Source organism: Bradyrhizobium sp. HKCCYLRH3099 (assembly GCF_051167855.1).
Taxonomy (GTDB): Bacteria; Pseudomonadota; Alphaproteobacteria; order Rhizobiales; family Xanthobacteraceae; genus Bradyrhizobium.
In genome coordinates, this window is the sequence record NZ_JBNPTW010000021.1 from 107,757 (window position 1) to 122,068 (window position 14,312).

The 14,312-nt window shown below is 65.2% G+C and carries 9 protein-coding genes; 2 read left to right on the forward strand and 7 right to left on the reverse strand.

What is annotated here, in order from left to right; genetic code table 11:
• Positions 1-3: 3 nt before the first annotated feature.
• Together glgB and treS are read right to left on the reverse strand one after the other, a co-directional pair.
• Complete coding sequence (glgB, locus tag ACQR1Y_RS29875) at positions 4-2,142, reverse strand: 1,4-alpha-glucan branching protein GlgB (protein ID WP_434879159.1); 2,139 nt, start codon at positions 2,140-2,142, stop codon at positions 4-6.
• Positions 2,139-5,441 carry a maltose alpha-D-glucosyltransferase gene (treS, locus tag ACQR1Y_RS29880; RefSeq protein ID WP_434879158.1) on the reverse strand — a complete coding sequence of 1,101 codons (3,303 nt, stop codon included), beginning with the start codon at positions 5,439-5,441 and terminating at the stop codon, positions 2,139-2,141. Before treS ends, glgB begins: the two co-directional genes overlap by 4 nt.
• Positions 5,442-5,814: 373 nt before the next feature.
• On the opposite strand from treS, the gene malQ reads away from it, so the two are divergent.
• Positions 5,815-7,767, forward strand: a complete 1,953-nt coding sequence (malQ, locus tag ACQR1Y_RS29885; RefSeq protein ID WP_434860154.1) for a 4-alpha-glucanotransferase — start codon at positions 5,815-5,817, stop codon at positions 7,765-7,767.
• A gap of 41 nt (positions 7,768-7,808) precedes the next feature.
• Positions 7,809-9,620, forward strand: coding sequence for a glycoside hydrolase family 15 protein (locus ACQR1Y_RS29890; RefSeq protein WP_434879157.1), 1,812 nt, complete (start codon positions 7,809-7,811; stop codon positions 9,618-9,620).
• A 17-nt stretch (positions 9,621-9,637) separates the two neighbouring features.
• Here the strand turns inward: ACQR1Y_RS29890 and ACQR1Y_RS29895 are convergent, their stop codons facing one another.
• The 5 genes from ACQR1Y_RS29895 to gnd are packed head-to-tail and all read right to left on the reverse strand — an operon-like array spanning position 9,638 to position 14,312.
• On the reverse strand, positions 9,638-10,450 hold the full coding sequence (locus ACQR1Y_RS29895; RefSeq protein WP_434879156.1) for an HAD family hydrolase: 813 nt from the start codon (positions 10,448-10,450) through the stop codon (positions 9,638-9,640).
• Between the two features lie 19 nt (positions 10,451-10,469).
• Positions 10,470-10,997: a gluconokinase gene (locus ACQR1Y_RS29900; protein WP_434879155.1), complete on the reverse strand. Its 528-nt coding sequence runs from the start codon at positions 10,995-10,997 to the stop codon at positions 10,470-10,472.
• Positions 10,987-11,706, reverse strand: coding sequence for a 6-phosphogluconolactonase (gene pgl, locus ACQR1Y_RS29905; protein WP_434879154.1), 720 nt, complete (start codon positions 11,704-11,706; stop codon positions 10,987-10,989). The genes ACQR1Y_RS29900 and pgl overlap by 11 nt, the downstream gene beginning before the upstream one ends.
• A 30-nt stretch (positions 11,707-11,736) precedes the next feature.
• A complete protein-coding gene (gene zwf / locus ACQR1Y_RS29910) occupies positions 11,737-13,260 on the reverse strand; it encodes a glucose-6-phosphate dehydrogenase (RefSeq protein WP_434879153.1) in 1,524 nt (507 codons plus the stop codon).
• Positions 13,257-14,312: a phosphogluconate dehydrogenase (NAD(+)-dependent, decarboxylating) gene (gene gnd / locus ACQR1Y_RS29915; protein ID WP_434879152.1), complete on the reverse strand. Its 1,056-nt coding sequence runs from the start codon at positions 14,310-14,312 to the stop codon at positions 13,257-13,259. The genes zwf and gnd overlap by 4 nt, the downstream gene beginning before the upstream one ends.

A 14,312-nucleotide genomic window follows, 5' to 3' on the forward strand; every position in this document is an offset into this window, starting at 1 on the left:
GAATCAGGCTTCCGGGACGAGAAATACCGCTGCCATGGGCGGGAGGATGAGGTTGAGGTGTTGATCTTCAGAGGCATGGACCTGGCCGACATTGCCGACATTGCTGCCGCCATAATGGAGGGAGTCGGAGTTGAAAGCTTCCCTCCATGTGCCGCCGAGCGGCACGCGGACCCGGTAATTGTAATACACGTTGGGCGAAAAGTTCACGACCACGACGCAGCGGGCGTGATCATCAAAGCCTTTCCGCGCCCAGGCGAAGACGTTGCGGTCGGAATCATCGGCGATCAGCCACTCAAACCCGTCCGGCTCGCAATCGCGCTCATGCAGCGCCGGCACGTTGCGATAGAGATGATTGAGGTCGCGGATCAGGGCCTGGATGCCGGCATATCTGCGGTCGCCGAGCAGGTGCCAATCGAGCGAGGTGTCGTGATTCCACTCCCGCTCCTGGGCGATCTCGCAGCCCATGAACAGCAGCTTCTTGCCGGGATGGCCGAACATGAAGCTGTAATAGGCGCGCAGATTGGCAAAGCGCTGCCAGTCGTCGCCGGGCATGCGGCCGATGATGGAGCGTTTGCCGTGCACGACCTCGTCGTGCGACAGCGGCAGGATGAAGTTTTCCGAGAAGGCGTAGTGCAGGCCGAACAGGATCTCGCCGTGGTGATATTTGCGGTGGATCGGATCCTTGCTGATGTAGCGCAAGGTGTCGTGCATCCAGCCCATGTTCCACTTGTAGCCGAAGCCGAGCCCGCCCATGTCGACCGGACGCGACACCTGCGGCCACGCGGTGGATTCCTCGGCCGCGGTCGTGGCCTGCGGGAAATGCCCGAACACGTCGATGTTGGTCCGGCGCAGAAACTCGATGGCTTCGAGATTCTCGCGGCCGCCGAACTTGTTCGGGATCCAGCCGCCGGAGGGACGGCTGTAGTCGAGATAGAGCATCGAGGCGACGGCGTCGACGCGCAGGCCGTCAATGCCGTAGCGCTCGAGCCAGAACAGCGCATTGGAGCGCAGGAAATTGGCGACTTCCGTGCGGCCATAATTGTAGATCAGCGTGCCCCAGTCGAGGTGCCGGCCCTGCATCGGGTTGGCATGCTCGTACAGCGCGGTGCCGTCGAAATGGCCGAGGCCGTGCGGATCGTCCGGGAAATGTCCCGGCACCCAGTCGAGCCACACCGCGAGGCCCTCGCGATGGCAGGCATCGATCAGTGCGCAGAAATCCTCAGGGCTGCCGAAGCGGCTGGTCGGCGCGTACAGGCCGGTGGGCTGATAACCCCAGGAGCCGTCGAACGGGTGCTCGTTGATAGGGAGAAATTCGATATGGGTGAAGCCCATGTCGCGCGCATAGGCCGGCAGCTGTTCGGCCAGCTCGCGATAGGTCAGCCATTGATTGTCGTCCTTGCGCCGCCACGAGCCGAGATGCACCTCGTAGATCGAGACCGGCCTGTTCAGCTTGTTGATGTCGTGCGGCGCCGGTTGCGGCCGGGGCAGGCGCGTTTCGTCGACGACGATCGAGGCCGTCTTCGGGCGCACTTCGGCTGCGAACGCCATCGGATCGGACTTCAGCGGCAGGTGCTCGCCCTGCGGGCCGATGATGTCGAACTTGTAGTGGTCGCCGGCGCGGGCGCGCGGAATGAACAGCTCCCAATAACCGTTGCCACGCACCCGCATCGGATGCCGCCGCGCATTCCAAAAGTTGAAATCCCCGACCACGCTGACGCGCCGCGCATTCGGCGCGAGCACGATGAAGCCGACGCCGTCGACGCCGTCGATCACCGTCGGGTGCGCGCCGAGCTTGTCGTAGAGCCGCTCGTGGTTGCCCTCGCCGAGCAGATGCAGGTCGAAATCGCTGAGAATGGGCAGGAAGCGGTAGGGGTCCTCGAGGTCGGTGACCTGATCGCCAAAGGTGGCGCGCAGGCGATAGCGCTGCATCGACGACATCGTCCCGGTGAACAGGCCGGCATCGTGGATGCGCGCCAGCGGTGCCACTTCGCCATGCTCGCCGACCACCTCCACCCGGGAAGCCTCCGGCAGGAACGCGCGCACGACGGTCTTGCCGTCCACATTGTGCTGACCGAGATAGCGAAACGGGTCGGCATGCCGGCCCTCGATGATCGCAAACGCCTCGGGAGAAAGATGTGTCATGAAGACTCGCTGGCAGGAGCTGGCACGGACAGGACGCGAAGCAGATTGCCCAGCGCGACGCGAAGCCAATCCGGCCGGTGGGCCAGATCATATTCGAGCGCGCCGAGGGCTTTTTCCAGCAGGAAAAAGTTAAGGAGCGCCTCCGCGCTGTGCGGATCGTCCGGCCAGAGGCGCTGGTTGGCCTTGACCTCGCGATAACCGCCCAGGAATGCGGCAGTCGCCTGATCGCGCCACTCCGACAACGCGGCGGCGATCCGGCCGTGATCGTCAGGACCTGCCTTCAACGCGCGCTCGAGTGCAACGCGGGCCGAGCAATCGATCGAGCGCAGGAAGCCTGCGATGTCGCGCGCCGGCGGGGCCTTGCGGCGGCGCTCGGCGAGCGGCAGTCCCTCGTCACCATCGAAGTCGATGATGACGATGTCGTCCTTGACGATCAGGATCTGGCCGAGATGGAAATCGCCATGCAGACGGATGTCGCAGCCGCCGATTTGGTGCAGAATCAAGGTGCTCAGCCGTTCCGACAATTCGCCGCGTCTGGCGAGCACCTGATCCGCCAGTCCCCGCTCTGGATCCTTCAGGTGGTCGCGGCGTTCGCCCAGCCCGGCCACCACCCGGCCGGCCTCGGCGCGCAGCCGGTCGATCCAGTGATCGAGACCATCAGCCGTGGTCGGTTCGGGGGCGAACTCCGGCAGGTCGCTGCGCGACGCGAGTGCGGCATGCAACTCGCCGAAGCGGCGGCCGGCCTGGGTCATGTAGCGCAGATAGGGCGAGAGCTCCTCGCTCTGGCGTTCGTCGCCGCTGGCGGCAAAGACGCGCTGATCGTCGACAAAGCGGTCGAGATAGGCGGCGCTCACGGTCCAGCCGTCGCCCTGGTTCTCGATGTAGCCGTGGACACAGCCGACGGTCTGCCGCACGCCCTCCTGAATCACCTCGACGCTGCCGAGCAGCGGCGGCACGTTGGCAAAGCCGACCGTCTCCGTCAGGAAGCGGCCGACGTCGACTTCGGGATGCGGACCTGCCTCCAGCTCACGGCGGATCTTGACGAAGAACTCGTTGTTGACGACCGCCTTGCTGCTGCAGCGGTCGGTCTCGACCACACGCACCTGCTCGGATTCACGGATCTGCTTGTCCGGGAATTTCGAGGTCGGCCGGAATTCCAGGCGGACGCCGTTCTCCTCCACGGTCAGCGATCGCTGCAGATTGTGCAGCAGCAGCGCGAGGAAGATCGGGCTGGTGGCAGCGTCGAGCAGGGTGCCCTCACGGGCGCCCTGGCGCACGGCGGCAAGGGCCTGCGGATTATAACGGTCGCGATCGAAGCGCACCCATTCGATCTGCATCGGCAACAGGTAGCGCAGCTTGTCGTCGCGTTCGGACGCCTTGAAGAAGATCAGCCAGGGACGGTTGTCGCCGATGTCGCAGAACGGGATCGCCGAGGTCAGCGTCGGGTGGATCGCGTCGGCCGAGCGCTCGGGATACCAGCGCGTGCGCGCCAGATGCCCCGGCAGCACGTCGCGCTCGAACACGCTGCGGGTGCGCGCCAGCGAGACCCAGGTCGAGCCGAGCGGCACCACCAGCGTCTCGAATTCCGGAACGGCACGTTGAATGACGGGCTCGGACTTCTCGCGCTCCTTGAGCTGGAACCAATAGAAGCCGTAGGGCGCGAGCGTGATCATGTAGGGAAGATCGCCGATCGCGGGGAAACGCGACCGTCCGAGCATTTCGATCGGCACGCGGTCCTTGAAGGCCGAGAGATCGAGCTCAGTGGCCTGCGCCGAACGCGACAGGTTGGCGACGCAGAGGATGACCTCGTCCTTGTACTGTCGCACATACGCCAGCACCGACCGGTTGGCCGGCCGGATGAACGTCATGGTGCCCCGGCCGAAAGCGAGTGTCGACTTGCGCACCGAGATCAGCTTCTTGGTCGCGTGCAGCAGCGACGACTGGCTGCGCGATTGCGCCTCGACGTTGACCGCCTCGTAGCCATAGACAGGGTCCATGATCATCGGCGCGTAGAGCCGGGCCGGGTCGGCGCGCGAGAAGCCGCCGTTGCGATCCGGAGTCCATTGCATCGGCGTACGCACGCCGTTGCGGTCGCCGAGATAGATGTTGTCGCCCATGCCGATCTCGTCGCCGTAATAGATGATCGGCGTGCCCGGGAACGACATCAAGAGCGAGTTCATCAGCTCGATCTTGCGCCGGTCATTGTCCATCAGCGGCGCGAGCCGCCGGCGGATGCCGACATTGATGCGGGCGCGCGGATCGTTGGCATAGGTCGACCACAGATAGTCGCGCTCGACGTCGGTCACCATCTCCAAGGTCAGCTCATCGTGGTTGCGCAGGAAGAGCGCCCATTGGCAGGTGGCGGGGATATCGGGAGTCTGGCGCAGGATGTCGGTGATCGGAAAGCGGTCTTCCTGCGCGATCGCCATGTAGATGCGCGGCATCAGCGGGAAATGATAGGCCATGTGGCACTCGTCGCCCTGGCCAAAATATTCCTGCACGTCCTCCGGCCACTGATTGGCCTCGGCCAGCAGCAGCTTGTCCTTGGCGTAATTGTCGAGTTCGACCCGCAGCCGCTTGATGATCGCGTGCGTCTCCGGCAGGTTCTCGTTGTTGGTGCCGTCGCGCTCGCAGAGATAGGGGATCGCGTCGAGACGGAAGCCATCGACGCCCGCGTCGAGCCAGCGCTTCATCACCTGGATGATCGCGCTGACCACCCGCGGATTGTCGAAGTTCAGGTCCGGCTGATGCGAGAAGAAGCGGTGCCAGTAGAACTGGCCGGCCTCCGGATCCCAGGTCCAGTTCGACTTCTCGGTGTCGGTGAAGATGATGCGCGTGCCCAGATATTTCTGGTCGGTGTCGCTCCAGACATACCAGTTGCGCGCGCTCGACCCGGGCGGACTGCGGCGGGCCCGCTTGAACCAATGATGCTGGTCGGAGGTGTGGTTGACCACGAGCTCCGTGATCACGCGCAGGCCCCGGCGCTGCGCTTCCTGGATGAAGCGCTTGAAATCCTTCATGGTCCCGAAATCGGGATTGATGCTGCCGTAGTCGGCGATGTCGTAGCCGTCGTCGCGCCCGGGCGAGGGATAGAACGGCAGCAGCCACAGCGCGGTGACGCCGAGATCCTGCAGGTAGTCGAGCTTTTCGGTGAGGCCGGCGAAATCGCCGATCCCGTCATTGTTGCTGTCGGCGAATGCCTTGACGTGCAACTGGTAGATGATCGCGTCCTTGTACCAGAGGCCGTCGCCATCGGTCTCGGTCTGGAGCGGGGCGTCCAGGGATGACATCAGGTTCATGAGGCCCTCACCGGGGAAGGAGGAGAACGAAGCGGCTGCAATCGCGCGGGGTGTGGTCCCATCGGCTCTGGTCGTGATGGCATCGGCCCCGCGAGATGCGGCTCTCCTCAAAAGAGGGCAGAATAGGGGAGAAAGCGTCTCGCCGGAGGACGCTCTCGAACGTGTGCGCGAATTTGTTCACGGTGATGCCATTGACAAGAAAACAGTGTCCCGGTTCGCTAGGACCCGAGACGACCCCATAACAAAGCTGCCACGGGCGATTTTGTTCCCCAGGGAACGAGCGCGAGGGCGGCGCGTTGGGGGTCTATCCTGTTGCCTTCCAACAACAATTTGACGACGTGCGACAATTGCCACGTCCAGAATCGCGTGCCGAATGGATCTCTTCAAAGAAGCTCACAGTCTCGGAATCCTGACAGAATTCTACGATGGTCAGGGACAACTCCGCGTCACCGACGAGGCGGCCCTCAAAATCATCGTCGAGGCCTTCCCAAGGGCCACGCCGCACCCGCTTCTGAACGGCGCCGTCGTGATTCGCTCCGGGCAACCGGCGCGCAGCCGATTGGACGAGGCGGCCAAGTTGCCGGTGGTCTGGGCGGTCAAGCGCGGAGATGTCGTGGTCGCGCGCGGCGAGGCGCAGGAGCTCTCGCTCGAATGGCCGGCCGACCTTCCGGTCGGCAGCTATCGGGTCGAATTGACCGATGCGTCGTCATGCCGCGATGAGCTGCCGCTGCTGGTCACGCCGGGCAAGGCCTTCAGTGGTGATTTCGATCGCGTCTGGGTGCTGGCGGTTCAGCTTTATGGCATCCGCTCACGCCGCAACTGGGGCATGGGCGATTTCACGGACCTGGCGGATCTGATCACGCAGTGTGCGAAGCTAGGTGCCGACGGTGTCGGCCTCAATCCGCTGCACGCGCTGTTCGACGACCGGCCCGGCGATTTCAGCCCCTATGCGCCGAACAGCCGGCTGTTTCTCAATGCGCTCTATGTCGACGTCGAGCAGGCGCCGGGTTTTGCCAACGGGCCGGACAGCAAGGCTCTCGAGCCGCTGCGGCAGGCCGAGTTGGTGGATTACAAGGGTGTCGCTGCATTGAAATGGCCGGCGCTGCGCGCAGCCTTCGATGCTTTCATGGCCGCGCCGAGCAGTGCTGACGCCGCCGAGTTCAAGGCCTACCGCGCCGAGCGCGGCGACCTCCTGGCGCGCTTCACCTGCTTCGAGGTGCTGCGTCACCGGTTTCAGACGCCGTGGTGGGAGTGGCCCGAGGAATGGCGCCAACCCGATCCGGCGCGCTGCGCGGCGCTGCTCGCCGGGCCTGATAGCCGCGAGGCCGATTTCGTCGCCTATGTGCAGTGGCTCGCCGAGCGGCAGCTGCGCCATTGCAAGGATCTCGCGCATCGCCTCGGCATGAAGGTCGGGCTCTATCTCGACGTCGCCGTCGGCGTTCAATCCGACGGCTTCGATGCCTGGAACGAGCAGGGCGCCATCTCGCGGACGCTGTCGGTCGGTGCGCCGCCCGATCCGCTGAACACGGTCGGCCAGAACTGGGGCCTGGCGGGCTTCAACGCGCCGGGGTTGGAGCTGAAGAATTTCGAGCCGTTCCGGGAGATGATCCGGGCCTCGATGCGCCATGCCGGCGCGATCCGGCTCGATCACGTGCTCGGGCTGAAGCGGCTCTATCTGGTCCCGCACGGCTTTCCGGCCAAGCAGGGCGCCTATGTCCTGATGCCGTTCGATGCGCTGCTTGCCGCCACCGCGATGGAAAGCGTCGCCAACCAGTGCATCGTCATCGGCGAGGATCTCGGTACCGTCCCGGAAGGTTTCCGCGAGCAGATGGCCGATTGGGGATTGTGGTCCTACAAGGTGATGATCTTCGAGCGCGACGACAGCGGCCGCTTCCGCGATCTCGACTATTATCCCCCGAACGCGCTGGTGACGCTGAACACGCATGATCTTTCGACCTATGCCGGCTGGCGGTCGTTCGGCGATCTCAACACCAAGCGTGGTCTGGGCATCGACCCCGGCGAGACCGACCAGGATCGCTGGCGTGCGCTCGGACTGTGGGACGAGGTGCTGCGCCATAATGGGATTCAGAGCAACGACGTGCATGCCGCGATCGGCTTCCTGTCGCGGACGCGGTCGCGCCTGCTCGTGGTCTCGATCGAGGATCTGCTGGGGGTCGTCGACCAGCCGAACATTCCCGGCACCATCGACGAGCATCCGAACTGGCGCCGCAAGATTCCGGTTCCGATCGAAGACCTCGCCGCGAGCACGAGTTTGGAGGCGTTGCGAACGGCGACGGCCGAACGGATCAGCCCCGCCGGCGTTTAGAATGCGGGGTGCGGGTGGGGGCATTTGCACACGGATGTGGAATGTCCTGCAGGATCGAAGATTACGCGCTGATCGGTGATTGTGAGACGGCGGCGCTGGTGAGCCGCAACGGGTCGATCGACTGGCTGTGCTGGCCGGCGTTCGACTCGGACGCCTGCTTTGCCGCTCTCCTGGGCGATCATCGCAACGGCCGCTGGCTGATCGAGCCACGCGGCGAGGTGATCACGACGTCGCGTCGCTATCGCGGCGACAGCCTCATTCTCGAGACCCGGTTCGAGACGGCGACGGGTACGGTCGAGCTGATCGACTTCATGCCGCCGCGCGGCAGCGCCTCCGATGTCGTGCGCCTTGTCCGCGGCATCTCGGGCAAGGTCCCGATGCGCATGGACCTCATCATCCGCTTCGGCTTCGGCGTCGAGATTCCCTGGGTGCGGCGCTCCGAGGATCGGTCCGCGCTGCTCGCCGTGTGCGGCCCGGACATGGCCGTGCTGCATACTCCGGTCGCGACGCATGGCGAAGACATGACCACGATCGCGGAATTCGAGGTGACTGCGGGCGAGACCGCGCCGTTCGTGTTGACCTATGGCGCGTCGCACCTGCCGGTCCCCAACGCGATCGACTACGAGCAGGCGCTTCGCGACACCGAGGCGTTCTGGTCGGAATGGTCGCAGCGCTGCACGTTTCAGGGAGATCATCGTGATCTCGTGATGCGCTCGCTGATCACGCTGAAGGCGCTCACCTACGGCCCGAGCGGCGGCATCGTCGCGGCGCCCACGACATCATTGCCGGAAAAGCTCGGCGGTCGGCGCAATTGGGACTATCGCTTCTGCTGGCTGCGCGACGCCACGTTTACGCTGCTGGCGCTGATGAACTCGGGCTACACCGAGGAAGCCCTGGCCTGGCACAATTGGCTCCTGCGCGCAGCCGCCGGCGCGCCGGCGCATATGCAGATCATGTACGGCATCATGGGGCAGCGCCGGCTGACCGAATGGGAGGCGGAATGGCTGCCCGGCTATGAGGGCTCGCAGCCGGTGCGGATCGGCAACGCCGCGCATGCGCAGTTGCAGCTCGACGTCTATGGCGAACTGATCGACGCCTTCCATCAGGCGCGCATGACAAAGCTCAAGCTGAATGACGGCACCTGGGCGCTCGAACGCGCCGTGGTTGACCATCTCACCGATGTCTGGGACCAGCCCGACCATGGCATCTGGGAGCGTCGCGGTGACGGCCGCCACTACGTGTTCTCAAAGGTCATGACCTGGGTCGCGTTCGATCGCGCCATCAAGAGCGCCGAGCGGTTCGGGCTGAAAGCGCCGCTCGAACGCTGGCGGCGGCTGCGCGAGACCATCCATCACGACGTCTGCGAGAAGGGCTACGATGCCTCCGTCGGCAGCTTCGTCGACTCCTACGGCTCGAAGCTGCTCGATGCCAGCTTGTTGCTGCTGCCCGCGGTCGGCTTTCTGCCGAGCTCCGACCCGCGCATTCGCGGCACCATCGCCGCGATCGAGCAGCATCTCGTTCACGACGGCTTCGTGCTGCGGCACGATCCGCGGGAGGTGCCGACAGATGAGCAGCAGCCGATCGAGGGCGCGTTCCTCGCCTGCACCCTGTGGCTGGCCGACGCCCATGTGCTCGGCGGCGACATCGCCAAGGCGGAGACGCTGTTCGAGCGCGTGGTCGGGATCGCCAACGATGTCGGCCTGCTAGCCGAAGAATATGATAGGGACGCGCGCCGGCAGACCGGCAATTTTCCGCAGGCACTGACGCACATCGCGCTGATCAATACGGCGCAGAATCTCTGCAGCGCCAAGAGGGCCGCCGAAAAGCCGGCGAAACAGCGCTCGGACGCGTGAGGCTGCCCGCGCGTCGGCTACCCTTCCGCGTTCTCCGCCAGGATCATCTCCATCGCGTTGGCGAAGCCCTCGTCCTGGTTGGAGGTCGTGACGCGCGTGGCCTTGCTCTTCACGTCCTCGCTAGCGTTACCCATGGCGATCGACAGCCCGCTGACCTCGAACATCGCAACGTCATTGTGCATGTCGCCGATGGTCGCGACCTGGTCGAGCGGAATGCCGAGCCGTTGTGCCATCGCCGAGACGAAGGTGCCCTTGTCATGCCCGGGCGGGGTGATGTCGAGATAGTAGCTCTGCGAGCGGACGGCGGTGGCCTCACTGCCCAGTGCGTCGCGCATCTCGCCTTCGCAGCGGGCCAGCAGGTCGAAATCGCTGCTGGCGCCGACGATCTTGCAGGCGTTCGCGAGATGCGGCTGGAAGTCTTCGACGATCGTCGGCTCCGCGCGGATGGCGCGACGCTCGTTGGGCACGTACTCGCCGTCGGGATTACGTGTCAGCCAGGCATCGTTGGTGAACACCCAGATGTCGACTCCGGTGCGATGGAGGAGGTCAACGGCTCTCTCGGCTGCGCCTTGCGGGATCAGGCTCTGCTCCACCGGGCGCATGTCGGCATCGATGATCGAGCTGCCGTTGAACGGTCCGAGCGGCAGGGTGATCTGCAGCGGCTCGACCAGGAAGCGCATCCCGATCGCCGGGCGGCTCGAGGTCAGCGTGAACGCGACGCCGGATTCGTGCAGCCGGCGCGCCGCCTTCGCGGCGCGCTCGGTCAGGACTTTGTCCTTCGTCAGCAGCGTGCCGTCGACATCGGACACCACGAGAGCGATGCGGGTCATGAGCCGTTCCTGTTCGCGGTCAGGGGCGACCCTGGCCGGCGTGAAGCTGTTGCAGAACCTCGTCGACGATTGCCGCGATGGGCGCGTGGACCGAGACGGTGATAGGACGCTCGTCGGCTGTCGGCGGTTCCAGCGTCGCGAACTGGCTGGCGAGCAGGCCAGGTGGCATGAAATGGTTCTCGCGGTGCTCCATCCGGTCCGCGATCAGCTCGCGGCTGCCGCTGAGATACACCAGGCGGACATCGTCGCGGCTGCCCACCAGGATATCGCGATAGGCTCTCTTGAGCGCCGAGCAGGCGAGAATGATGTGCTCGCCGTGAGCGCGGCAGCGCGCGATCTCCTCGGCGATGGCTCGCAGCCAAGGCCAGCGGTCCTCGTCCGTCAGCGGATGGCCCGCGCTCATCTTGGCGACATTGGCCGGCGGATGAAAGCTGTCGCCGTCCTCGAAGCGCCAGCCGAGCCGCTCGCCCAAGGCGGCGCCGACCGTGCTCTTGCCTGAACTCGACACGCCCATGACGATGAGCGCCTGGGGCAGGTCAGACGCCACTTTGCCCCTCCGGCCATGCATCGGCATCGATGAGAACAATCGTTTCCTGGAGCGAGCGGGCGCGATTGGCCGGCAGGTCTTCACCCGTCAGCACGCGCGACATGATCGCCCGCTTGTCGGCGCCCCCAACCTCGAACAGCATGGTCCGGCAGGAGGCGAGCGCGGGCAGGGTGAGGCTGATGCGCGGGACGAACGGCGCGACATGGGCCTTGTCGACGCCGACCACCCAGCGATCGGTCACTTCGATGGCCGGAAATCCGGGGAAGAGCGAGGCGACATGACCATCTGGTCCGATGCCGAGCAGCACGAGGTCGAACAACGGGCGGGCGGGATCAAGCGTCGCATCACCATAGAACGCCTGCAGCGTGCGCTGATAGTCCGCGGCGCTGGCTTCCGGGCCGAACGCGTCGGTTGGGATCGGACGGATGTTGGCGGCCGGCGCGCAGGCATCGAGAAAGGCCTGGCGCGCCATCGTCATGTTGTGCAGCGGATCGCCCGGCGGCACGTCGCGCTCGTCACCGATGAACCAATGCACGCGCGCCCAGGGAATGCGGTCGCGATAGGCATCGGACGCCAACAGCTGGTACAGCTGCCTCGGACTGGATCCGCCGGTCAGGCAGATGGCCACGCGCCCCGGATTGGCGTCGATCCGTGTCAGCAATCGTTCGGCCGCGACCCTTGCCATCGTCGCCTTGTCGGCGACGCGCATCAGTTGGCGGTCCGCAAGCCCCGCCATCGTCTAGACCGGCTTGCGCCAGCTGCGGCCGTCGCGCGCGAGCAGCTCCGCCGCAGCCTTGGGACCTTCGCTTCCCGCGCTGTAGGTATGCAGACCGTCGCGGCCGGCCTTCTTCCAGGCTTCGATGAACGGCTCCACCGCCTTCCAGCCGGCCTCGACGCTGTCGGCGCGCTGAAACAGGATGTTGTCGCCGATCATGCAGTCGTAGATCAGCGTCTCGTAGCCGGTCGCGGGCTCGGCCTGGAAATAGTCCTTGTAGTTGAACTTCATCTGCACGCCGTCGGTGCGGATGGTCGGCCCCGGGATCTTGGTGTTGAACTGCAGGGTGATGCTCTGCGTCGGCTCGATGCCGATGACGAGATAGTTCTCCGCAAGCGTATCGATCGGCGTGCAGCTGAACATCGCGAACGGTGCCTGCCGGAACTTGATCGCGACCTCGGTGCGCTTGGCGCCGAGCGCCTTGCCGGTGCGCAGATAGAACGGCACGCCGGCCCAGCGCCAATTGTCGATCGTGAGCTTGAGCGCCGCATAGGTCTCGGTCGCGCTGTCGGGATTCACATCCCTGGTCTCGCGATAAGCAGCCAGTTCGGTGTCGCCGATCGTGCCCGCCTTGTACTGGCCGCGCACGGAATTCAGCAGCGCTTCCTCTTCGGTCAGCGGTTGGATCGCCGAGAGCACCTCGGCCTTCTCGGAGCGCACGGTATGCGCATCGAACCGCGCCGGCGGCTCCATCGCCACCAGCGACAGCAGCTGGAACAGATGGTTCGGCACCATGTCGCGCAGCGCGCCGGTGGCGTCATAGAAGCTGCCGCGCGTGCCGACGCCGAGCTTCTCCTCGACCGTGATCTGGACGTGGTCGATGTGGTGCCTGTTCCAGATCGGCTCGAACATGCCGTTGGCGAAGCGCAGCACCAGGATGTTCTGCACCGTCTCCTTGCCGAGATAGTGATCGATGCGGTAGATCTGATGCTCGGTCACGAGCTCCAGCAGCTGATCGTTGAGCTTCTTGGCCGAGGCGAGATCGGTGCCGAACGGCTTTTCGACCACCAGCCGCCGCCACGCCTTACCGTCCTCCTTCAACAGCCCGACGCGGCCGAGTTGCTGCGCGATCGGGGCGAAGGCGGCGGGCGGTGTCGCCAGATAGAACAGCCGGTTGCCGTGTGTCTCCCTCGCGGCTTCGAGTTTTTCAAGCCGCTCCTTCAACTCGTCAAAGCTGTCCGGCTCCTTCGGATCGGCCTCGATCGCGGTCACGCAATGCAGGAGGCGCTGCGCGATCTCGTCCTCGATCGGCCGCGTCGCGTATTTGCGCAGGCCCTCCATCAGATTGCTGCGCAGCTGCTCGCTCGACATGCCCTTGCGGGCGATGCCGACGATGCAGAACCGGTCCGGCAGCAGATTGCTGGCGGCGAGATTGTAGAGCGACGGCAGCACAAGCCGGTGCGTGAGATCGCCGCTGACACCGAAGATGACGAAGGCGCAGGCGTCGGGCTTCTGGTGCGGCGGCTGGTGAGGATGCAGCGGGGTCACGCGCGGTCCGCCTTGTCAGCCGTGTCAGATTTGGGCTTGACGATCTCCGGCGCGCTCTGGCGCGCAGGATCAGGATGCTGCTCGGGCTCCTTGTGGCCGCCGAAGCCTTCGCGCATGGCGGACAGGATCTTCTCCGCAAAGGTGTGTTCCTGGCGCGAGCGGAAGCGTGCGAACAGCGCCGCGGTCAGCACCTCCGCCGGCACGGCTTCGTCGATCGCGGCATTGACGGTCCAGCGCCCTTCGCCGGAATCCTCGACATAGCCGGAATATTTTTCCAGGCCCGGCTGGCGCGCGAGCGCGCTCGCGGTGAGGTCGAGCAGCCAGGACGGGATCACGCTGCCGCGGCGCCAGACCTCGGCGATGTCGGCGAGGTCGAAATCGAAGCGATGCGCCTCCGGCAACGCGTCGCTGTTGGCATGACGCAGGATGTCGAAGCCTTCGGCATAGGCCTGCATCAGGCCGTATTCGATGCCGTTATGGATCATCTTGACGAAATGCCCGGCGCCGGTCGGGCCGGCGTGGATATAGCCCTGCTCGACGCGAGGATCGCGGCCGTCCCGGCCGGGCGTGCGCGGGATGTCGCCGATGCCGGGAGCGAGCGTCGAAAATATCGGATCGAGCCGGTCGACGACCGCCTTGTCGCCGCCGATCATCATGCAATAGCCGCGCTCGAGACCCCAGACGCCGCCGGAGGTGCCGACGTCGACGTAATGCAGGCCACGCTCACGCAGCGCCTTGCCACGGCGGACGTCGTCCTGCCAAAAACTGTTGCCGCCGTCGATGATGACGTCGTCGGAGGACATCAGCTTGGTGAGCTGCTCGACGGTCGCTTCGGTGATCTTGCCGGCCGGCAGCATGATCCAGGCATGCCGCGGCGTCGCGAGCTTGCTGACGAACTCTTCCAGGCTCGCGGCACCCGTCGCGCCCTCGGAAACCAGGGCGGCGACCGCCTTCGCGTCACGATCATAAACGACGCACGAATGTCCCGCGCGCATCAGGCGGCGCACGATGTTGCCGCCCATCCGCCCGAGACCGATCATTCCCAACTGCAT